Origin of the sequence: Candidatus Scalindua japonica (assembly GCF_002443295.1) — a bacterium.
Classification (GTDB): Bacteria; Planctomycetota; Brocadiia; order Brocadiales; family Scalinduaceae; genus Scalindua; species Scalindua japonica.
On record NZ_BAOS01000036.1, the window covers coordinates 12,569 to 34,707 of the forward strand.

The following is a 22,139-nucleotide window of genomic DNA, read 5'->3' on the forward strand; positions in this document are numbered from 1 at the left end:
AAATTGAAACAAAAAGTAATAAAATTTTTCTGTGCATGGTTTTCCTGAAATTAACTTAGGATTCGTAAATACATGTGAAAAATTATCAACTCTTTTAGTTATGATGGTTTCTTTTAAATGAGAAATTGTTGAAACATCACTGCAAAGCTTAGAAACGCGAAAAACCCCACTACATCAGTGATTGTTGTTAAGATAATACTTGATGACTGAGCAGGGTCTGCACCAAGTTTTTTCATAATGATTGGAATAGTAGCACCTGCTAAACCTGCCGCAATCAGATTTACAATCATTCCTAAACCAATCACGATTCCCAGAAACGGATTAGCCTTCCATAGCCAGGCAATCACGGCGGTTACCATACCAATAATAACACCATTAAGCGCTCCCAGACCAGCTTCCTTCATGAGCAAACCTTTAAACCTGCCCTTGGGGATTTCCCGCATTACCAACCCCCTCATAACAACAGCAAGGGTCTGTGCGCCAGCATTACCTCCTTGTCCGGCGACTACCGGTAAAAAGATTGCCAGCGCTGTTATCTGGTGAATGAGATCCTCAAAAATGGCGACGACGCCAGCGGCAGCAAAGGCTGTTACCAGATTGATATGCAGCCATGGCAAACGCCTGCGGAGAGAAAACCATATAGACGAGAATGTTCTTTCTTCGGGCGCTACACCAACCATCATTTGGATATCCTGTGCCACATCTTCCTGTGCTTCCATGATCAGTTTTTCTGCCCGCACAATACCGATAAGGTGGTTCTGGGCATCAACAACAGGTGCAGTGGAGTATTTTTGTATTTTTAAATCATTGGCAATGTCCTCTCTATCGGAAAAGCTATCGATAGTATAAACCTCTTCTTTCATAATTGACCTCAAGGTAACATCTCTTGGCGCCGCAATCAGGTCAAACATCCGCAATACTCCGACCAACCGGTTACCACTATCTACTACATAGGCATAAGAAAATGACGCTTTCCTGCGAGCCATAGCCTTAATCTTATTAGTGGCATCCTTTACCTTTAGATCCACATGGAATGCCAGGTAATCTCTACTCATAATACGTCCGACACTGTCTTCCGGGAAGGTAAGCATTTCTCTGATCAGTTTCTTTTTCCTTTGAGGAGTTTTCTCCAGCAAATCATATCTAAGTTCCTCCGGCAAACTCAGGATGATATCACTGATTTTTTCAGGATCGAGATCACCAACAATCTTTTCAAGAAATTCAGATGGCAGTTGTATCAAAAGAGTTGCAACAAGATTTTGAGGTAGTACAGAGACGACTTTTGCGGATAGAGCATGGGGAAGAATTTTCATTACATTCAATACTTCAGCTTCATCCATCCCCTCCATTATCCAGGCCAGTTTTTCACAATCGTCCTCAACCAGTTTTCTGACAATTGATAATAATAGTTCTTGGTCTGACATTGGTTATCCTTTCCATCTCCAGACAAATTGTGACAAAAAAGCATCAAAGGAGAAACACATTGTATTTATACAATACTACTTCATGTTCCCGTTAATCTCCATAACAGGTTTTGGATGACAATTATTACACAGTCGCTACAAATAAGTTTTAGGATATGTATTATGTGATGAATAATTACGATGAAAAAAAGCTCTGCCTACATTTTAATCAAGGAACATATCCAAAGGAAAAGAGTATGAGATGCCGCCCAGTAAATCTCCTTGTTTATTATGCGGATGACAAATAGTACAGCCATCGGTAACGATAGAGACACTTGTAGCTGCTTTATAATAATACACACCATCAACTTTTTCAACCTTTTCATAAAATGACTTTCCATCAATGAATGCTTCGATTGCATCTCTCTCGAATTTGGTTCTGGCAGAATTATCAGGATTATGCGGATCACCGGTTGCGTCAAGTAATCTTGCGTTATACCACCCTTTTGCACTCATCCTCTCAAAAACCTTCTTTGATATAGTTAAGGCAGAAAACATGGTCTCGTCTTTCACATATTCATCTGTAACAAGAACAATAAAAGTTTTATACATTTCATCCAGCATTTTTACCGTCTGCCTTCCCCTCTTAATCGCCTTTTCTCTCCCGATTTCTTCAATCTTTACGTAGAAGTCATGTTTTATTTCTTTGGCTGGCAAATCGAGATATAAAAAATTAAATACAATTGTACAAATAAAACATATTTTCAGAAATCTTCTCAGCATAAAAACCTTTCTTTATGTATAGAGAGTTAAGAGGAAGGATAAATATCTAAATTTTATTTGATTACAATTTCTTTTACCTGCTGACACCTATACTATCCAAAAACCCTTCCAGGTTTCTACTTCTGACGGGATGCTGTAATTTTTTCATCGCTGCTACTTCAATTTGCCTTACTCTTTCGCGGGTGACCATAAATTTTTTGCCAACTTCTTCGAGGGTATATGTATAACCTCCAATGCCATAACGAAGCTTAATTATTTCCCTTTCACGATCAGTAAGTGTTTCCAGTACGCTTTCTATCTTTTCTTTAAGCATTTCCTGTGCTACAGCCAGAAAGGGAGACTCCGTCTTGTTGTCTTCAATAAATTCTCCGAAAGCGGTATTTTCACTTTCTCCCACCGTCATATCAAGAGAGATTTGATGTCTTGAAATTTTTAACACCCTTCTGACCTCAGACACAGAAATCTTTATTTCATTCGAAATCTCCTCAATACCAGGCTCTCTACCGCTCTCTTGTAATAGTTTTTTTGACACATTTCTTATTTTGTTCATTGCCTCAATCATATGCACCGGTATTCGGATAGTTCTTGCCTGATCAGCAATCGAGCGAGTTATGGCTTGTCTTATCCACCAGGTGGCATAGGTGCTGAATTTAAAACCTCTTCTATATTCAAACTTATCAACTGCTCTCATTAATCCAGTATTTCCTTCCTGTATGAGATCCAGAAAACTTAGACCACAATTTCTGTATTTTTTCGCAACGCTTACTACCAATCTTAAATTTGCGCTGCAAAGTTTTCTCTTTGCGGCTTCATGTTCTTTGAAGGCATTTTCAAAAGACTCAACTCGTTTGCTTAACCGTTCAGGAGTTTCAAGCACCAACTTCTCATATTTATTTAGCTTGGATTTCACAATTCGCAATTTATCCTTAGCTTTGTCACATTTTTTATATAATGAAATCTGTTTCTTTACATTATTCATTTCAGAAGAAATCCTCTGCAAACGTTTCATTATTGGTTCCAGTTTTTTAGTACGTATACAAAGTTCTTCAATAATTTCACAACCTTTTCTCTGACGGTTTCTCACATTTATAAGTAACCTGTACCTGCATTTTGCAGATGTGTTTTTGCGTTTTAATTGTCTAAAATCCTCTCTGTTTTTCTTTAGGAGTGTGCTTATCACATTTGCATGTACCTGGAATTTTTTAAGCAGTTTGTCTTTTTGATTATCAAATTCAATATTAATAGCTAAAGTACGTTCAAAAAGTAGATCTCTATTAATGATGTCTTCCAGTATTTTTAAACAAATTTTCTGTGAAAAGTCAGACTTAAGTACTTTTCTATGAAAATTTTTCTTCGTCACCTCTATTCTTTTTGCCAACGCTATCTCTTCTTCACGTGATAATAGAGGGTTACACCCCATTTGTGTTAAATACATCCTTAGAGGATCGTCAATTTTTTCTGAAGCGCCAGCCGCGACGCCTAATTGTGTTTTTGCACTATCCTCTGGTTCGTCGTCATCACGGGCCTCTATTTGAGATTCTTCGATAAGATCTATACCCAGTTCATCCAGCATGATCAATGTTTCATCGATCTTTCCAGGCTGAGCTAATGTGTCATCTGACAGAATCTTATTCAACTCTTCATAAGTTACAAATCCCTTTTCTTTACCCTTTCTTACAAGTATTTTAATTATTTGACTCGATTTGTCCATTTTTTATTATTTTTTCAATCGAATACATTTCTGTAATCATTTATTTAGAGTAAGAGATTGATTCCCTTCCAACATAAGCGATAAAGGTTATTATTTGGTGATCTTTACCTGTGTTCTCTGATACATGATAAAATTAAATTGTTTATAAAGTAATACTGTACCTCTTTATATAAGCAGGTGTATTTTAGGTTTTTGTCGGTCGAAAAAAGATAGCCACTGATTATAAAGACTGGCATGTCATGATGGGTATGTCAGCATTTTCAGGCATGATTTTATTAAATGGATCTTTTTTTGTCTGAATCTCATTTCTTCTGTATTCTTTGTACTCTTCTAATTCCACTATCTTTTTTTTTCAGTAGTTGCACTCTTTTTATTATGTCATTCCTTATGACTATAAATTATCCTCATCACATTATTACACAAATCTTAAATTCTTTATCAAACAGGTCGAAGTGATACTTCGGCAACTAACGCTCTATGATCAGAAAGATCTGTTCCGGTGCAATAGAATGATTTGATCTTATATTTTTTGGGGAGTCAAATAAACTCTAGTACGCATGAGTAATACAGTGTTTTGCTTTGATATTGACATATAAAATTCCCCGAGCGAACATGCCTGTCTTTATCATGTTGTACTAATTTCTTTCTTATGGCCCTGGTGATTGGATACTTTGAAAGTACCGCAAGAACTTCAATACAGTCAGGGTTTTGTGACCGATTATTTACTTTATTTACATCCATGGTTTTCATAAATGCAAAATATTTTTAACCCAACTTCGTATTTAATTGTCTGGCATGATTGTGTCCTATCGAATTAAACCTTAAATCATCTCGTACTTCCTGAAAGGTTATTATATCCGGATCATATTGCATAATTGCTTCTATTATATGTGATTTTCTCTCCTCAAAATTATTATAATTCCAAAGATTCAGGTCGAATATTTTAGTCATTTCAGCGCAGATCTGTGTACTTTATCTGGGTTTTTGTCATTCTCTCTATGGTTATCACAAATTTCAATTATATGATTTCAAGCTCTACCTTATCGCCGGCAGAAAGTGTTTTAAAACCTTCATTCTTCCTCTAAATAAACAAATCCGGCTTTTTCTATAGCTGCTACAATCTGATCAACATCAATCATGTCAGTATCGGCTTCTATAACAGCACTTCCTTCTATGTGACTAACCCAGGCAGTTTTAACACCTGAACACTTCAATAGTGCTCCTTTAACTTTCGTCTCGCAATTAGCGCAAGTCATTCCGTTAATGGATATTTCATACTCCTCTAGTCCTTCTAATTCTTCTGCCTCCAAGTCTTCCTTCTCAGTATTTTCTTCAGCTTGTTCATGCTCCTGAGTGGTAGAAAACTCATCATTTATTTTCAGCAATGTAAAGTCGCTGTTGCTTTGCAACGAGGAGTCTGCCTTGACAATTGCCGTGTTCATTGCGATTCCAAAAATGAAGAAAACTGAAAAGTAACCTAGATTTAAATATTTATTCGTAAACATATATTTTTCTCCTTTTTACAAAAAAATTAAAAAATTCTTATTTAGCTTTGATGAGCAAGTGAAGTAACGTCTTCTGCAAATTTAATTCTTTGATTTTAACTATCTTTTCTATTTCAACAATTTCGTATTTGTCTTTAGATTCTTTACACTTTATGGACACGTCGTCACCTAATTTCAGTTCCTTGAAACTATCAACCGATAGCAGCCCTTTATCATCTCTGACAAATATGTAATTGATACCCTTACCAATCTTTATACTCAGTTCGTTGATATCATCCCTCCCCGCATTCATTTCAATCGTTATCATGTCCATTTGATAGTCAATATTTTTTACTTTTCCAATAATAGTTGAGTAACTATTTTCCAATTCCATAGCCATCGTAAATGTACAAATATTTGTTAAAACCAGTAAGTGTATAATTATGAAAGTAGATAGTTTTGTAAACAACTTCTATGCCTCCTGAATGCTTTTCATGCTGGTATGCAGAAGCTCTTCATTCCATTTATTTAAAACATTCCTGTTTTTATCACAAAGAACAAGATTCCAGGTCCGTCGCATCTGATCTTCCTGGAAAATACTTTGTGCCGACAGGAATTCCATTTCACTTCTGATAATATATTTGCACCAAAGGCGTGACCTGATCGTTTCACATAAGTTAATATTTTTCAAATCCATTTGTAATTGGAATTACTTTCTGTGTCCTAAATTTCAGTGTTAAAGTACATTGTTTCGACTGAATACCCGGTATTCTCTGTTACTTCTTTTAGTTCTTTAACATCTACATTAAAAATGTCAACCTTGATAGTTGCTTCAGCTTCTCTGTGACTGACCATGGCATCATTAACGCCTTTACATTGTAGAAAGCACCCTTTATAGTCTCTTCACATTTGAGACTAGTCATTCCGCTGATCTTCAACATAATATTTCCTGAAAGGTGCTCTTGATTTGCAGATTCAGTAATTCTATAAACCATTGAAATATAAATTTGTCAGGTAATGGATTAAAATCTATTAATGATGTTAGCGAAAACCGTGCCACTTGCTAGTATTATTCAATGCCCTGTTGTATAAGTATTTATGACAATGCATGTATATTTTAATTGCTTTTTATTTATATTTTTGTTTAATTATGCTATGTCATTATGGCGCAAAAGATTTAGTTATTTAGTAGTTAGTTGACATAATGGCACATTACTTCAGGGGTTTAAAAAAAAAGTATTATAATTTACGTATTTTGTGGAGCAATAGAATGCAAATTAACATTCTTACGGTTTTTCAAAGAGAAAAGCTGGAATGGAGAAGGATAATCAATTATTTGAAAAGAAAAAAATAGGTGTTTACACGGTTTTTTCAGCACGCGAGGTTTACGAAACGCTAAAAATCGAACCCATAAATATTATTCTTTGTGAGTACCATCTTCCAAAGATTAAGACTTCAACTTTTCTAAAAAAGATAAAAACGATAAAACCAGATGTAGAGTTGGTTTTCCTTTCGGAAGGAGCGACTCTTTCAAATGCTATAGATGCGATGAAAGATGGCGCTTACGACTTTTATGAAATTCCCGTCAAACCGAGACTCTTAGCTACTGTGATAGAAAAGGCAATTGAAAAACAATTACTCTTCCTGGAAAAGATAGAACTTGAGAAAAAGGTAAGAGGAATGTTTAACTTTGAAGATATACACGGAAGAAGTAAGCCCATGCAGTATGTTATCAATCTAATCAGTTCCATTGCTCAAAAGAATACGAATGTACTTATTACAGGGGAAACAGGAACAGGAAAAGAGATGGTGGCAAAGTCCATTCACTATAACAGCCCACGAGCATCAAAGCCGTTTATTAAGGTAAACTGTGGGGCATTTAATGAAGGGGTGCTTGAATCAGAAATTTTTGGACATGAAAAAGGGGCGTTTACCGGTGCAATTATAAAGAGGGTTGGAAGGTTTGAGCTTGCGGATGAGGGGACCATATTCCTTGATGAAATAGGAGATATGACTTTAAGCACACAGATTAAACTTCTCAGGGTACTTCAGGAAAAAGAGTTTGAAAGAGTTGGTGGAAATGAAACGATAAAAGTAAACATCAGGGTTTTGGCAGCAACGAATCAGGATCTTAATAAACTGATAGAAGAAAAAAAATTCAGGCAAGACCTTTATTATAGATTGAATATTGTACATATTGAAGTCCCGCCTCTTAGAGACAGAAAGGATGATATTCCCCTTCTGGTTAGTCATTTTATTAATAATTTTAATGAAGAGAAAGAGTATGCTATTAAAGGCATAAATAAGAATGCAATGCAAATATTATTAAATTACACGTGGCCTGGAAATGTAAGAGAACTTGAAAATGCCGTTGAAGCTGCCATGGCACTTGCTCCTGGTCATGTAATAGAAGCAAAATACCTTCCTTCCTTCTTATTACTTTCTCAGCCACAACATGCCGATTTCTACCAGATTCCTCAGCACTTTACTCTTCAAGAAGCAGAAAAGGAAATAATAAGGTTTACACTGGAGAAAACAAAAGGCAACAAGTCAAAAGCTGCCAGATTACTTGGAATTGGCTTAAGAACACTCCAGAGGAAGGTGCTTTGCGCGTAAAATTATTCTTAACCATAGTTAGTTCGTTAGTTCTATCACCAGGATCATGAAAAAATTGATCTAAAACTTTAAAGCATGATTCCCGTTTGGTGAGTTACCAGGAAACTCATTTGATGGGACCAGGATAGTTTTATTCCTATTCCAATTAAATATATTGTCAACTTGGCTCTAAGATTTTTGAAATGACTTATAAAGATTAGATAGTTGGCTTATGTTGATGCAGTACTGGTCGATGTACTCAGTGGATCTGAGCGTATCAGCACAAACCTTTCTGCCATAACGATAGAATTAAGGGAATAATCTGCCTTACTTAACACTTGCTTTCTTTATACATTTTTCGCAAGTAGTTCCTTTATCAAAACACTCTTTACAATCCGTTTTAGATCTATCCGCATAGCCAACGTTACATGAGGTGCACCAGATTGTTTCTCCGGCTTTCCCCTTTTTACACGCGGCACATTCCTGCTTGTGAGTTTTACTGATTTCTGCTTTTTGTTGTGACCTGAGTGACTGTATGATGCTAAGGTTATTCTCCAGTGTATTCAATCTCCTCAGAGTAGCGGCCTCACTCTGCATGTCTATGTACTTCTTAATCATGCTGGACCAGGAAATATAGGTAAACGCGTTCGGATTGGTGTGGGCCATGCCCTTACGTATGAGAAATGCGTCGTTCTCCCACATGTAAAGGAAGTCCTTCTCTATCCTGCTCGGGTTTCCATCCTTTGCCCAGAATTCACCATAAAACCCGCCCAGGGTATTCGGCCATTTTTCTTCTACAGGGGCAGGAGCGTGAGGGCGGTCTTCCGGCATTGGATAAAGTGCCTTTTCACTGTAAAGTGACTTTAACAGCTCAAAAGACTCCTGTATATAAGCAAAGACAGCATCTGATGCAAGATCCATGGATGTAAGGTAATCCTTCGCGAAGATCTTTGAATGGCATTTCCTGCATGTCGATACCCATGCCTTTCTCCTTGAAAGCAATTCAGGGTTTTTGTTTATATATTCACTGGGTTTGACCGGTGGGTCTTCAAAGAGATTGTTATAAAAGAGCACATCTCCCTCACCCATAATAGCCTTCTGTACCATATTGTGAGAAAACTTTCCCTTATACTGCATGTGGCAGTATGCACATGTCGGGGCGGGCGCTGAGTACTCTTTGAGCGGCTTGTTCCAATCCCACTGATCTCCTTCTATCTTGTATATTGTGCCGTGTTTTGAATTTGTATAGTCTTCAATGTCCGGATGGTCAGGTCCGTTATGACAGGTGGCACACGCTTCCGGCCTTCTGGCCTCTGATGCCTTAAACTCATGTCTCGTGTGGCAACTGTCACACTTGTGCTGTATATTGTGGCACATGTCGCAGCCCTGAACGATATTTTTGTCCATAGCTGCCCATATATCGGTATCAAGTCCGGCGTCATAAGCTTTTGCGTGGCTCTCCCTGCCTTCAGGCCAGCCCGGTATGCCAACTTTCTTCTCTGATTCAAACTCATCAAATTCCTTCTTATGGCATTCACCGCACAGTTTTGAAGTCGGCATCATCAGGTCTTTAGCATGATCAATCTTTTCTGCCCCGACTCCGCCATGGCAGTCAATACAGCTTACTTCGGTTATCTCTTTTCCAATATTTTCCTTTATATTCTTGAGATATTCCTGCTGATAAGGGAGAAGTTTGCTGAAATCCGCGTGACTACTCCTTTCCCATGCTTTCACAAGGAGGGGATTGATTGCTTTGTGACAGAGGACACACTCTTTTCTACCGTATTCGCCTTGCGGGTTTTCCGGAGGGGTATAAAAGTAACCCGGAGCCCAATACCTGTGTGTGGGTATGGGTTTCCAGTGTTCCGCGTACGGCCCTACACCCTTGCCCTTGTCTATCTTCTCATCAGCCTCAGGATTTGTGGCGGTAAAGAATGAAATGGTAAGCAATGTAATCAGAAAACAAAGCAATCTGTTTATATTCATTATCTGTTTTTTCCTCCCGATAGAAAATTAATGTTTCTTTTGTATGTATTTTTTAATTAATTATGTTAATTAAAACAACTTGTAAAATCAGTGCAATAAGAACAATGAAATGTAATTATTCCGTTCATTTTATGCATAGCTTCTTTTCTAAACCAGGAACGGTGTTTTGTATTTCCACCAGCTGTTTCATCTTTGATCAGTGTACATGAGAAACAGATTCTCTATTCAAACTTCTCCATTCTGAATAGCAGCAATAATAAACTTGTTAATCAGTGCCTGGTTAGCAATGAAATATCAATACGAATAGGAAGAGATAAAATTGTAAAACTATATGTTATTTAAATCAAGGTGAAAAATAGATAAAACAGCGAATAGTAGATGGGTTGATGATTTGTATTACATCAGTGATAAGGTTTACTGTACTTCAAAAAAAGAGGGCAGGAGATATTATAACTCCTGCCCTCTAAAAGAATGGTAATCACTTATTTAGTATCAATCGTATTGAGTGTATCCGTATATTCACCCTTCTTCCAGAAGTCATAAGGTATATGTGAAATACCTGCTTTTTCTTCCAGTGCTTTTAACCTTCTCAACTTGCTTGCTTCTGATTTTACTTTTAAAAGAGACTCGTCCTGTTGAAAAGCTGCGACGTATGTCTGCATATCCGCGGACATATGGAAGGCAGACTTGAAAACAGTCGTTCCCTGGTAGACAAGCATATCAAAGTATGTTCGTTCAATTTCCGTGATATTATACATTCTGCTACCCAGGTTCCATTTATGACCTTCGTCAAGATATGGCGCCAGGTCCTTTGGCATGGCCTCCAGGAAACCGTCCTTCTGTAAATCCTCAACAATAGCCTTTGCCTCTCTCACTTTAGTATGGCTCACCTTCACAGTTTCATCAGCTCCTCTTAAATACGCGGCTGCAAATCGAGATGAATGGCAATCGTTACAGATACCAACCCACTTTTTTCTTTTTGCCGCGTGTTCCTCTGCCCCGCGATCAACTTCCAGTACTCCCATATGGGAATATACCGTGTTTTCAACGGCGTTGTGAGTACCTTTGTACATGTGGCAATAGGCACATGTTGGCGCCCTGTAGTTTCCTGCCTTCAGTTTCTTGTTCCAGTCCCAGTTGTCTCCATCAATCTTTGTAATGACTCCATGGGCAGAAGATTCATAGCACTCTATATCACGGTGGTCCGGGCCGTTATGGCAATATCCACATGCTTCCGGCCGTCTTGCTTCCGCGGCCTTGAAAGTGTGTCTGAAATGACATGAGTCACATTTATTTTCAACAGCATGACACTGCGCGCACCCGGCGACCTCAGGCTGAGGTTTATTGATCTGCCATCCCGCTTCAACTACATCCGGATGGAAAGCCCTTGCATGTGCAGGATGCCCTGACTCTCTTTCAGACTTAAACTGCTTAACCTGTTTGGCATGACACCCCTTTGTCCCACAAGTCTCTGGAGTGGGCATAGAAAGTTTCTGGTGATCATTTCCATGACATTTGTCACAGGTTACTACAGCTCCGCTATGTTTACTCCTCTTCCAGTCAAGAACAATCCCTGGAGTCGTTACTTTGTGACATGTAATACAATCCGTTCCCTGGAATTCACCTTCAACTTTGTTGTCAGGTTCAAAATAGTGTCCCGGGTCCCACCAGCGGAACATCTCGATTGGTTTCCAGAATTCGCCCCATTTCCCTTCGCCATTCGCGAGTTTTCCAAGGTCTCCGGCATAAGCGTTCATAGATGAAAAAAGCCCACAAGCTGCCAGTGTAAATATAAAAAAGAATACGAACATTTTCTTTTTTCTATTCATATGTATTTCCTTCCTTTCTTAGCTTTTTTACTAATAATAAATATTATGTCAGAAAGACGCACTCATAAAATTGTCTTCCCGATAGTGGGTAATGTTATAATTACTTATAATAGTATATGGTTAAAAAGAAAATCAAGAAGAAAAATAATGCCGGAGTTGAATCATTTAAAAAAGTTTGTTGACTGTTTTGTAAGTTTTAATAGAATTCTGGGTATGATTAATGAAAATAAAATGGAACCTGAAGTGAAGAAAAGATACAAGTTTAAATTACATGGCTGGATTGGTATCTTTTTGATATCAATTGCTGAATTTGCGGTTATCTTTCAACACCGTTCCTACATAGCGCACCGAGTAGGTGTCTGGACGACACCATTATGCTGGTGGGGATACATTTTTCTGATAGACGCTATAATTTTCCGGCTGAAGGGGAACTCGCTTATCTGCAACAGAAGAAGAAATTTTCTGCTGCAGCTTCCTCTTTCAATAATCATCTGGCTGCTCTTTGAACTTTACAACCTGCACCTTGTGAACTGGAAATATATCGGCTTACCAACTAACCCTGTAGAACTCTGTCTGGGAATGGGACTGGCATTCGCGACGATAATGCCCGGAATGTTTCTCACGGCCGAGCTTCTTGATACTCTTCGGGTTTTTGATAGATTTCATATTGCTAAACTTAAGGTAAATAACAGGATAATTTACGGGGGAATCATTCTTGGCTTCTTCTTCATCATGGCTCCACTGTTACTACCGGAAAGTTCTGCAAAATATCTTTTCGGCCTCGTATGGACGGGCTTTGTAATGCTGTTTGAGCCTATTGTATATTCAAGCAGAGGAGATTCTCTGTTAGGAGATCTGGAGAATGGAACATTAAGAAGGATCCTCTCTCTCTTTGCGGCCGGGTTTATCTGTGGATTCTTCTGGGAATTCTGGAACTTCTGGGCGCCGTCGAAATGGGTTTACACAGCGCCTTTCATGCAAGACCTGAAGATATTTGAAATGCCTGTTGCGGGTTTCCTGGGCTTCGGTCCTTTCGCGTGGGAATATTTTGTAATGTATAACTTCGCCAGGTTGTTATTGAGGCGGGAAGGTGGAAAATAGTCAGTTATGTTATTACAATAATTTTAGTTTGAAACCATACTCCTTACATCTCTGAAAAAAATTGTCTGCGCTGGAGTTATGTTTAATTATGAGCATACCTTTAGGTGATTTAGGCGCAATATAGCCTTTCAATTTAGGATGCTGGCGTATAACATATAACATCTCAGGGTCTTCTGGTATTACAATGGCAGAACAGTATCCTACACGCAAGACGGCCCCCACCTCTGATGGTTTCTTGTCTCCAAGGAAGGCCCTTGTCGTCGACGGCAAGGGATCCAGTTCTTTAAGCGCTGTTAACAACTCCTTGCTGGCAGAGGTTTTGGACGGCACCTCCTGCATCACCTTTTTATCAAACTGAAATTCAAAAATGCGGTCGATTCTTACGATTTTACAGTAACGGAAAAGTGGCACAAGTGTCTTTGCGGGACGGTCACATCCTGCCAGAACAGAGAGGTTGGATAATGCCTTAAATTCCGTACATACCGGTGGGGGGGGCGGCGCTGAGCAAAAGCCAAGCATGATCTGCCCTGTCTTATTCAGAAATATCCAATCCTTTCCTTTTTCCTCGGTTACGCAAGCCCATCTTGTAATATAGAGTGCTGAGAGCAGCGCCTGTTGCCCTTTTTCGTCTAACCATGATTTCCAAGAATCCAGTGGTTGGTCTTTGATGTCGAGTTTTTTTTTAACGGGGAGAAGTGTTCTTTTTGGCAATTTGCTGAATTCAAGGAATGCTTTTCCAATATCTTCTTCCAAAATGGCCTTGCCCTTAAAGCATTCAAAAAATAACATCAAGAATTCTACTAACCTGGAACTCATCGCAAAAGTAGGCCTATAAATCAGATGCCCCGTATATTCCTGAACAAAATCTAATAATGCATCTTTTGCGGCAACTCGAATTTTTTTGATGTTACAGGTTGTAAAAGCGTTAAAGCATTCTCCTTCCTGATAACGTTTAGCACCAGATTTATCTTTTGTAATTACAACCTTACTATTAATCAATAACCTGGCAACGTCTTCAAACAAATATGTATTAAAATTTGCCTGTCTGCAAATGCGATCAACATCTGTCCTGTTAGGACATCCATCTGTTCTGGCTTTTACCCTGCCAGAAAGCAGAATATAAAGGACCGCTTTTATCCAGTATTCTGAATAAGGGAACCGATTCTCTTCCTCAGGGGCCGGTATTGTTTTCTGTTGAGCTATGAATTGTTTAAGATTCATTTCTGCCGCTGCTTTCGTCATTGTCTCCATCCTCGCATTTCTATCTACATTCAGGATTGCTCGATAGTAAAACTATGGCCGGGTTTAATGGCAAACGAACTCCATCGATACTTTTTATTTTTATCCAGTTGGATAGATTGGGATTCGAGTCTTTTTGACGTTTGAAGTGGATCTGAACTCAAATGAATTATATAACCTATACCTTTGTAAGCAGGTTTACTTCCCCAATTGAGAATCTTATTCAATCGCGCTACCGGATTATCAAGAATCGCAAAGTAATCTAACTCAATATCGAGTAGTGATGACAATTCTGCTTCCCTATTGTTTCCATTTATCCTACTGTCTCAATAAAATAATTTCTTATGAAAATATTTTCGGTATTTTTCTGATACTCCAGAAATACTTTTAGTATTTCTATTTCTGAATTTATGATAATTTTATTTACAATTTCATCTGCCGTGTAATCCGGCGGGGAATCTATGTGGATATGAAGATGATCTTCCCCCATGAAAAGTAAATTAATTTTTCCATGAAAAAAATCACCGATGGAATTGAAAATTTCTGAAAATTTAACAAAATGGTCTTCAGTATTTGAAAATAGTTTTTCTCTTTTTGGTGTTATTATACACAAATGGTAATTTAATTCACAAAATATCATGTCCGGATCAAATTCCCATTGTTGTAATGCATATGCACGAAACCATTTGGTTCTGTCTGGTATTTCTTTTTGAGGTCTGTTTAACTCCTTTTGTGATATTTCCCTTTTTGCTTCTTTTGTTCCAACAAAAGTCAAATTTGGTCTGAAAGCCTCACACTCGAAAATCTCATTTCCCTTTTGGGCGGCTCTTGTTAGTTCGCATAATATGCTCTCATTGAAACCATAATCTTTGCATAAATTACATGTTAATGAAGTTGTCTGATTATGGCCTTTGAAACATTTGTTACATTTATTCTCAAATTTCATTTTATATATTTTAAAGCTTCAAAAACAAAAATATATTGTTTCCTGAACTTCCTGTTTCCCTTATCAGGTTATTCATCTTCCCAACTTGGATATTGATCAGGGTTCTCACCTTCCGACTCGATCACCCTTGGATAAGTGATGCCTTTCACAAGATACTTTTTCTTCCTCCCTTTTTTGATTTTAAACATCCATGAGTCACCAAAATCAAAATGGTAATAGAGTTTCAATCCCGTTAGCGGATACACTTCATTTAACATTGTGTCTAATCCCTTTCTTTCCTCAAAACCATTTTCATCTTCATTTCCAAAAACTCGCTCTCTTTTACGCCAACTCTTTCCGACAAAAAACTCGAAAAGGTGATCGTTGTCAAACCCGATTATCTTTTGAATGTATAGATGAAGATCATACAAATCTGTTTCTTCTGATAGTTCTATCACTCTCTTCCATGTGCTTTTAGCATTCATTCCTGACTCAAGTTCTACCGTTAGTGTATATATTTCTCTCATCTCTCGCTCTTATTAATTCCGGTTAATAGAAACTATTATTTGTTCCGAATACGGTCCTTATTTACCAAGTACGTGTGTTTGTTGCTCCTTTTTCATTGAACTGTTAGCATTTTTTTACAGTTTGTTGGTCCGCGTTTAATTGTGAGAAAGCCCTCCCTTTTGCAATAGGTGTTTCAGGCAAGGAGGAATAAGGCTCTTCCCAATCTCCCCTATAAACATTCTTATCAGTAGGTTTAACACCCGTATATTTTAAAATTGTTCGTATTCTTTCCTGTCCATCTACAACTTCATAGATATAGGGATTAGAGTCATCATTTTCTTTCAAGTATTTTTTTATAGTATTCGTTAGTGTCTCCAATTGGATATCCACTATTAACTAATGTTTCCCAGTCAATTTTCCAAAGGTAGAACTTTGGAATTCAAGCCCCAGAAATATTGTGTCTATTAAAAGTTTTTCTGGGCAAGCTTCCAACGGAAATCAAGATTTTACGAGCCACATAGATACCCGATAAAGGAATTCGGGTATGACAAACGCGGTATATGCAAAAACCTAACCGGATGACGCTGGAATACCGTAATGATTATTTATATAAATTTACTGCAATTTTCAAGTAAAATTTCAACAATCTAAGGCGTAGAAATTCCATAACCCATCTTCCTCAGCTTCTTCCGAAATGCAGTCTCCTTTGACGAAGGTACCACAATATACCCACCTTCAGCAGATATACAGAGATTTTTCAGACGGCTGTCGTTGGCAAATGTCAATGCGGCTACCGGATCAGACACCTTTATAAGACGCGCGGGGCCTTCATCGCTGAACAGATTGTTTCGTCTTATCATATCTTCAAAAAATGATAATACTGTATCAGGTAAATCCTGGTCATTTTTAGAAAGAAGAAATTCTTTTATTTCTTCAATTGACTTTCCTTTTTCATATGCAATCAGTATTTTGTCAGGATCCAGTTTCCATACCTTATCCGAAATTTTGTTCGCTATTGTTTCCAGTAAAATAGCTTCTGAATGTGGAAATGGCGCTTTTGTTTCTGTGATCTCTCGGTTGGGCAATACCTTCAATACTTGCCGTCTCTCTATTGGTGCAGCTTTGTAACTCTCTGCCAGCCCGAGACACCACGATCCCAGAGGATTGATGCGAAAGTATTGCAGGCCATCGTAACGGCTGAGAAAATAAAGTTCGTCAGCTCCCCAAAGACCTCTGTAGTCATCTCTCGCCATTGAAGGCGGGATATATGCCACGTCAATAATTCCCATAGTTGCCGCATATTCAAAAAGGAAGGCAAGGGTGAAGCGACCCTGCAAAATCTCCCAGGTATGTGAACCATCATATCCGAGAGAGCCATAACGAGGTTCACATATGTACAGGTTCCACTCATTTCGAGTCACTATAAAATTATAGTCTAAGGCTCTGATTGACTTAAAGAGGGTTTCGACCGAGATCCATTTACCTACCGGACATGAGGCAAGAGTATAGGCAATGCACCTTCTTCTTTCTGCCACAGCGCTTAAACCGCGTTTTCCCTTGCCTTTCTGTCCTTTAATAGCATCAACTCTATTGAATTCATCTATAATTGTCGTACCGAGCCATTTGTTCCAAAGTGTCCGAATGGTCTCATGAGTTGGAGTGTTTAAGGCTTTTTGTCCCTGCTTTGTCAACTTTAACTTACTGCCTGACAATTCTGCCAGTTTAGCGCTTTGAACAATCAACGGCCATGCAAATGCCTTTATATGTCCTATTGCTGAATTGTCGCTATCTTTGTCAAATATATAAAAATCTCCATGCTCCAGGATAGACGCAATAGTTCGTGCTCCGGCTTCAGTCGGTCTCTTTGTTTTATCACTGACACCGATCTTTCCGGAATCTATAATACGTAATACTGAAATCACATCCTGCAGCGCCAAATTCTGTGTCTCAGCTTTTACAATTGGGATTTCACTGGAGACCTCTTTACGCTCATTACTTTTATAATCGTAACCGTAAGATCTCTGTATGAAGGTGTCTGGAACGTCACCCTCCACTTCAATTGTATACGAACCAGGTTTCGGAACAAAATCTTTCAGGCGTACTTTCAGGTCTTCAGGCATTGTGCCATTAATGATAAGTAGATTTATTAAGGAAGGCTTACGTTCTCCATATTCACTCAAATAGCCGGTGTAAGGCACACTCCCATACTTAGCCATAAACCTGGAGGTGTCAAATTGATTATCACATGAGTGGACAATCTCGGAAACGGCAGTTTGAGCAAGATTATCCAGGCGTGTCCAGATACTATGAAGCCCATCTCCCTTTATCGAATTACAAATAGATGTTACCATGTCCAATTTTCGGGTAGGCGGTTTAGGAGTAAGCAATTTGCAGATATTTTTTACTACCGGAGCGGTGTATCCATCCATTAGCGCCTCTTCCACTGTTTCATAAAATTCCAGTGAATTATAACGTGACATCTTTTATATCTCCTTTTTGTTTCGCGTAATTTTTCTTAAGGATATCCTCGTAATCATGTATCTCGTATTGATAACCCTGTTCCGTAAGGAACAACTGGCGTTTTACGGCAAAATCCTGGTCCCTGGTATCGCGTGTTATGAGGGAATAAAAGTGTGCCCTGTTTTCCCCCTGCTTTGGCCTTAGTATGCGTCCGAGGCGCTGGGCCTCTTCCTGGCGGGAGCCAAACGTGCCCGAAACCTGTATGGCCACGTTTGCATCGGGAAGGTTTATGGCAAAATTAGCGACCTTGGACACAATAAGGACCTTTAAGGTCCCACTCTTAAACTCTCCGTATAATTTCTCTCGTTCCAGATTTGAAGTTTTTCCAGTTATTATGGGAGCATCCAGCTCGGTGGAAATCCTTTTGAGTTGTGAAATATACTGGCCTATAACCAGGACGTTGTCACTATCGTGTTTTTTTAACAATTGTTTGATAATATCATTTTTCAGGGGATTTTCTGAAGAAATTCTGAACTTTTCCCGTAACTCAGCTACGGCATATTCCATTCTTAACTCCTCTGCCAACGGGATGCGTATTTCAGTACAAACTGCCTCTGCAATCCATCCCTGTTTTTCGAGGACTTTCCATGGAACATCATATTTCTTTGGTCCTATTAAGCTGAAAACGTCATCTTCCAACCCGTCCTCCCTGACTAATGTTGCTGTGAGACCCAGTCGCCTCTTGGACTGTATTTCGGCCGTAGTCCGGAATACAGGGGCAGGTAATAGATGTACTTCATCGTATATTATCAAACCCCAGTTCTGTTTATTGAATAGTTCAAGATGGGGAAAACCCTCTTCCTGTTTTTTACGAAATGTCATGATTTGATATGTAGTTATTGTGATCGGTTTGATCTCTTTTTTTTCACCGCTATACTCCCCTATGTCATCCGCACACAGGCTTGTCTTATCGATAATTTCGTCCCTCCACTGCCTTAGCGCCGTAATATTTGTCGCTAGTATCAAGGTCTGGTACTGATATTTTTCCATGACGGCAATGCCCAGAATAGTTTTGCCTGCTCCACACGGAAGCACAAGCACCCCGTTCCCTCCTGTTGCTTCTCCTCCTGCGTAAAATACATCAATCGCCTCGCGCTGATATTCCCTCATTGTGAAAGGAAGATTACTCGCAAGCAGGTCTTCCCTCAGGGTAAAGGTGATTGCCTCACCGTCATCATAACCAGCAACATCCTCAACGGGAAAACCGATTTTTATTAAAACCTGTTTTATATGGCCCCTGTTTAATGGAGCAATGGTGAATTCGAGTTGATTCAACTGCTGTTTGATCAATGGTATAACATGCTTATTGTGGGTTATTTCTGTAATCAGATACTGGTCTTGCGAGGTGATAAGGAATTGTCCATCCCGTTTAATTAACTTCAGTTTGCCGTAACGGCTGATATTGTCTTTGACGTCTTCAACTATGTTCTGGGGAACGTCGTATTTACTATATTTATTAAATATCTCTAAAATAGTGTCATTGGTAACACCTGATGACGCGGCGTTCCAGAGCGAAAGAGGCGTTATGCGGTATGTATGTATATGTTCCGGGCTCTTTTCAAGTTCGGCAAACCGTACTAGTTCATCACGGGCATCTTCATACCTCTGGTGGTCAACTTCCAGGAGAATAGTCTTATCGCTCTGGACAATCATCGGGTTTTCAGGATTGTAGTTCATATCTGTTTTCTTGGATATCTTTGGGGCCCTGCGTAAGAATTAGTAATTTAACTGGCGGCTTTGAGACTAAAAATAATCATCCTCTTCATAACTGTCAAATCTTTGTACAGATTCCGGTTCCATCTCTTTCACCTTCGGCAAGTGTCCTTTTTTTCTGAGTTCACGCAATACTTCTTTGATGCCGGCATCCGATTTTAGAACCAGTACTGGCAGCTCATTTGAGTCGGCGATATGTTTCTGAACCGATTTTATGTTCTTAATATCCTCTAATAAAATACGGTCTTTGACCATTATATATCCACCGCATGTTCCAACTGTCAGAAGATCCTCTTTCTCCTTTAATTGTTTGAAAAGATAGGCGATATTCTGCGGCAGTTCCTTCCCTGTGTGGTCTGTTAAAAACGTTTTGATCTTTGCAAGATCCAGTTCAAAATTTGTAACACCCTTAATCAGACTTTTAGATGATAATTCAAAGATAATCGTATGGTCAATCTTTTTAAATTCAGTAAATTTTCCCAATTCAGACAGTATATCTAGTTGTGTTCCCGGCATACATAAAATCTCGCCATTCGGTTGCAATATTATTTTCTTTTCAGTATGGACCTTCGTCTGCTTTACGTCCATGACTTGATCTGTAGCAAGGGCAATAGCTGTTTTCGACAGTTTGAAGTGGGTAATACTCTTTTCACCTTGCACGATATCTACAAACCCAAGGAAATACATTGTTTTGATGATAGATACGTACATGCCATCTAAATCGTTATAATCAGATTTTGATTGGATGAGATAATGTTCTTCCTGAATATGATCAAGGCTGTCATGAATATTATCTATTTTTGTAAAGTTGTAGTCTGCATACAACAACTCCCTGAATTTATCCGTCTTCAGCCACTGGTGAGGCATGTCTTTCATGCATCGATACAGTAACCCTTTGAAATCACAATTGAGAGGAATAGCATAATAGTCTAACACTCTGTTTGGTGATTTATATAATTCGTTCCAGTCAGTTGAGATTAAAAAGAAATTCTCGATTTCCTTCCTGAAATCCATGACAGACAATTTCCCGAACAATAAATTTTTGCCTTTTTGTGTAAGAACAAAACACTTCCTTCCCCTGTTTGTAATGTATTCTTTCAATAAGAGAAATATTGATATACAGTCAATTTGTTCAATATGATTAATACCTAGAATTCTGGCACATTTTTTAATTGCAGCCTTGGGAATCAGGCTTTTCTGGGTTGGTTTGACATGTGAAAAAACTAAAAAGATTACGATATTTCTTGTCAGCATTTGAAGCAAAGAGTCTGTCGATTTCCCATTCATACTATTCGGTATATCGGAGATCATTTCAGCCATGATTTTCTGCTTAGCAGCCTCTGCCTTTGCGAGATATTCACGGGCCAGGAGAGGAAAAATTTCTTTGGGAATCAGTACATTGTTACTGTATTGGTGGTTCTTAAATACCAGTGCACCCATATGAAACAGTTTTTGCAACTCTGTATACTTATCACCTTGTTGTCGGGCCTGAAAATGATAGAAATGGTTATTGAAAATAGTATTGATTGACGTATCCCATGCATGTACATTGTAGTTCGTAAATTGGTCTAACAGGACTTCTAACTCTACCTCATTTCCGCGCTGGAGTACGAATAAAATGATCTCTTTCTGCTTTGCTGTTAAAGTACTCTTTATTTCCTCTCCCCTTGATATGAGAAAGTTATAAAGAAAAGCCATATTGGAAGCCTTTGAGAGAGAAACATCAAACTTGCCATTGAAATTTTCGTTTAAGTAATCTGTAATCTGTTTTACTTTTTCCACACCCATTGTCCTGAGCACATATAACACACTCTCTTTATCCCGGTTGTTTGAAAAAAGTAGATAGCGGTATTCATAAGGGAGTATAACTTTTTTCGGCTTCTCCAAATCCCAAATAATAAAGACCAGTCCAAAGAGGCATAATCCCTTTACCAGTTTTTCGGTAAACCCCGCACTCTTGATCTCTTCCCAACTGACTTCTTTTTTTGTTTTGCCACAGAGAAAAGAGAGAAAATGTTTCTCTGCCTTTGTTAAATCAGCACTAATAGATTTAAACACCTCTACATTTGTCAATGTACGATAAACATATTGGACATTTGTTAATGTGTTTTTTGTGCCGGGGTTCTTATATTGTGAGAATCTTTTGATATTGTTCTTTATCCGGATAATATAATCATCCGATTGGACACTAAGGATATCCATTAATAGTCCGCTATCATAGCCTTTATCACTATTATGATTAAACAACATTTTCTGACACATGAGTGCTTTTTTCGGTAATTTGTTAAAGAATATAAGTACGGAGGACTTACAAATAATATCGATTACTTGTCCCTTGTTGGA

Annotated in this window: 19 protein-coding genes; 2 read left to right on the forward strand and 17 right to left on the reverse strand. The window is 38.5% G+C overall.

Annotated elements, in window-relative coordinates; genetic code table 11:
- Nucleotides 1-113: 113 nt before the first annotated feature.
- The 7 genes from mgtE to SCALIN_RS22420 all read right to left on the reverse strand — a co-directional run bounded on the left by mgtE (nucleotide 114) and on the right by SCALIN_RS22420 (nucleotide 6,322).
- Nucleotides 114-1,424, reverse strand: coding sequence for a magnesium transporter (mgtE, locus tag SCALIN_RS18915; RefSeq protein ID WP_096896010.1), 1,311 nt, complete (start codon nucleotides 1,422-1,424; stop codon nucleotides 114-116).
- 204 nt (nucleotides 1,425-1,628) lie between these two features.
- Nucleotides 1,629-2,186, reverse strand: coding sequence for a c-type heme family protein (locus tag SCALIN_RS18920; RefSeq protein WP_096896011.1), 558 nt, complete (start codon nucleotides 2,184-2,186; stop codon nucleotides 1,629-1,631).
- A 73-nt stretch (nucleotides 2,187-2,259) separates the two neighbouring features.
- Nucleotides 2,260-3,897, reverse strand: a complete 1,638-nt coding sequence (locus SCALIN_RS18925) for a sigma-70 family RNA polymerase sigma factor (protein WP_096896012.1) — start codon at nucleotides 3,895-3,897, stop codon at nucleotides 2,260-2,262.
- 765 nt (nucleotides 3,898-4,662) lie between these two features.
- Nucleotides 4,663-4,848: a hypothetical protein gene (locus tag SCALIN_RS18930; protein ID WP_096896013.1), complete on the reverse strand. Its 186-nt coding sequence runs from the start codon at nucleotides 4,846-4,848 to the stop codon at nucleotides 4,663-4,665.
- A 119-nt stretch (nucleotides 4,849-4,967) separates the two neighbouring features.
- A complete protein-coding gene (locus SCALIN_RS18935) occupies nucleotides 4,968-5,402 on the reverse strand; it encodes a heavy-metal-associated domain-containing protein (RefSeq protein ID WP_096896014.1) in 435 nt (144 codons plus the stop codon).
- A 37-nt stretch (nucleotides 5,403-5,439) separates the two neighbouring features.
- The gene (locus SCALIN_RS18940) at nucleotides 5,440-5,850 is read right to left on the reverse strand and encodes a hypothetical protein (RefSeq protein WP_096896015.1); all 411 of its coding nucleotides are present in this window, start codon (nucleotides 5,848-5,850) and stop codon (nucleotides 5,440-5,442) included.
- 331 nt (nucleotides 5,851-6,181) lie between these two features.
- The gene (locus SCALIN_RS22420; RefSeq protein WP_162532412.1) at nucleotides 6,182-6,322 is read right to left on the reverse strand and encodes a hypothetical protein; all 141 of its coding nucleotides are present in this window, start codon (nucleotides 6,320-6,322) and stop codon (nucleotides 6,182-6,184) included.
- Nucleotides 6,323-6,695: 373 nt separating this feature from the next.
- Between SCALIN_RS22420 and SCALIN_RS18950 the strand changes: the two genes are divergently transcribed.
- The gene (locus tag SCALIN_RS18950; RefSeq protein WP_096896017.1) at nucleotides 6,696-7,997 is read left to right on the forward strand and encodes a sigma-54-dependent transcriptional regulator; all 1,302 of its coding nucleotides are present in this window, start codon (nucleotides 6,696-6,698) and stop codon (nucleotides 7,995-7,997) included.
- Nucleotides 7,998-8,303: 306 nt separating this feature from the next.
- On the opposite strand, the gene SCALIN_RS18955 is transcribed toward SCALIN_RS18950, so the two are convergent.
- Both SCALIN_RS18955 and SCALIN_RS18960 read right to left on the reverse strand, forming a co-directional pair.
- On the reverse strand, nucleotides 8,304-9,962 hold the full coding sequence (locus SCALIN_RS18955) for a multiheme c-type cytochrome (RefSeq protein ID WP_096896018.1): 1,659 nt from the start codon (nucleotides 9,960-9,962) through the stop codon (nucleotides 8,304-8,306).
- A gap of 482 nt (nucleotides 9,963-10,444) precedes the next feature.
- Nucleotides 10,445-11,791 (reverse strand): multiheme c-type cytochrome, encoded by a 1,347-nt coding sequence (locus SCALIN_RS18960; RefSeq protein ID WP_096896019.1) that lies wholly within the window; start codon nucleotides 11,789-11,791, stop codon nucleotides 10,445-10,447.
- Nucleotides 11,792-11,938: 147 nt separating this feature from the next.
- On the opposite strand from SCALIN_RS18960, the gene SCALIN_RS18965 reads away from it, so the two are divergent.
- Entirely contained in the window at nucleotides 11,939-12,892 is a 954-nt protein-coding gene (locus tag SCALIN_RS18965; RefSeq protein WP_133112057.1) for a hypothetical protein, read from the forward strand.
- 12 nt (nucleotides 12,893-12,904) lie between these two features.
- Here SCALIN_RS18965 and SCALIN_RS18970 read toward each other — a convergent pair whose 3' ends face one another.
- The 8 genes from SCALIN_RS18970 to SCALIN_RS19005 all read right to left on the reverse strand — a co-directional run.
- A complete protein-coding gene (locus SCALIN_RS18970; protein WP_133112059.1) occupies nucleotides 12,905-14,134 on the reverse strand; it encodes a hypothetical protein in 1,230 nt (409 codons plus the stop codon).
- A 29-nt stretch (nucleotides 14,135-14,163) separates the two neighbouring features.
- Nucleotides 14,164-14,421 (reverse strand): hypothetical protein, encoded by a 258-nt coding sequence (locus SCALIN_RS18975; protein WP_096896022.1) that lies wholly within the window; start codon nucleotides 14,419-14,421, stop codon nucleotides 14,164-14,166.
- 23 nt (nucleotides 14,422-14,444) lie between these two features.
- Nucleotides 14,445-14,906, reverse strand: a complete 462-nt coding sequence (locus tag SCALIN_RS18980; RefSeq protein WP_162532413.1) for a transposase — start codon at nucleotides 14,904-14,906, stop codon at nucleotides 14,445-14,447.
- A 239-nt stretch (nucleotides 14,907-15,145) separates the two neighbouring features.
- Nucleotides 15,146-15,583: an IS1096 element passenger TnpR family protein gene (locus SCALIN_RS18985; RefSeq protein ID WP_096896024.1), complete on the reverse strand. Its 438-nt coding sequence runs from the start codon at nucleotides 15,581-15,583 to the stop codon at nucleotides 15,146-15,148.
- A gap of 103 nt (nucleotides 15,584-15,686) precedes the next feature.
- Complete coding sequence (locus SCALIN_RS18990; RefSeq protein WP_096896025.1) at nucleotides 15,687-15,953, reverse strand: hypothetical protein; 267 nt, start codon at nucleotides 15,951-15,953, stop codon at nucleotides 15,687-15,689.
- A gap of 257 nt (nucleotides 15,954-16,210) precedes the next feature.
- Complete coding sequence (locus SCALIN_RS18995; RefSeq protein ID WP_096896026.1) at nucleotides 16,211-18,043, reverse strand: hypothetical protein; 1,833 nt, start codon at nucleotides 18,041-18,043, stop codon at nucleotides 16,211-16,213.
- The gene (locus tag SCALIN_RS19000) at nucleotides 18,030-19,760 is read right to left on the reverse strand and encodes a DNA repair helicase XPB (RefSeq protein WP_096896027.1); all 1,731 of its coding nucleotides are present in this window, start codon (nucleotides 19,758-19,760) and stop codon (nucleotides 18,030-18,032) included. Before SCALIN_RS19000 ends, SCALIN_RS18995 begins: the two co-directional genes overlap by 14 nt.
- 66 nt (nucleotides 19,761-19,826) lie before the next feature.
- Nucleotides 19,827-22,139: hypothetical protein (locus tag SCALIN_RS19005; RefSeq protein ID WP_203415575.1), on the reverse strand; the 2,313-nt coding region annotated here is incomplete at its 5' end.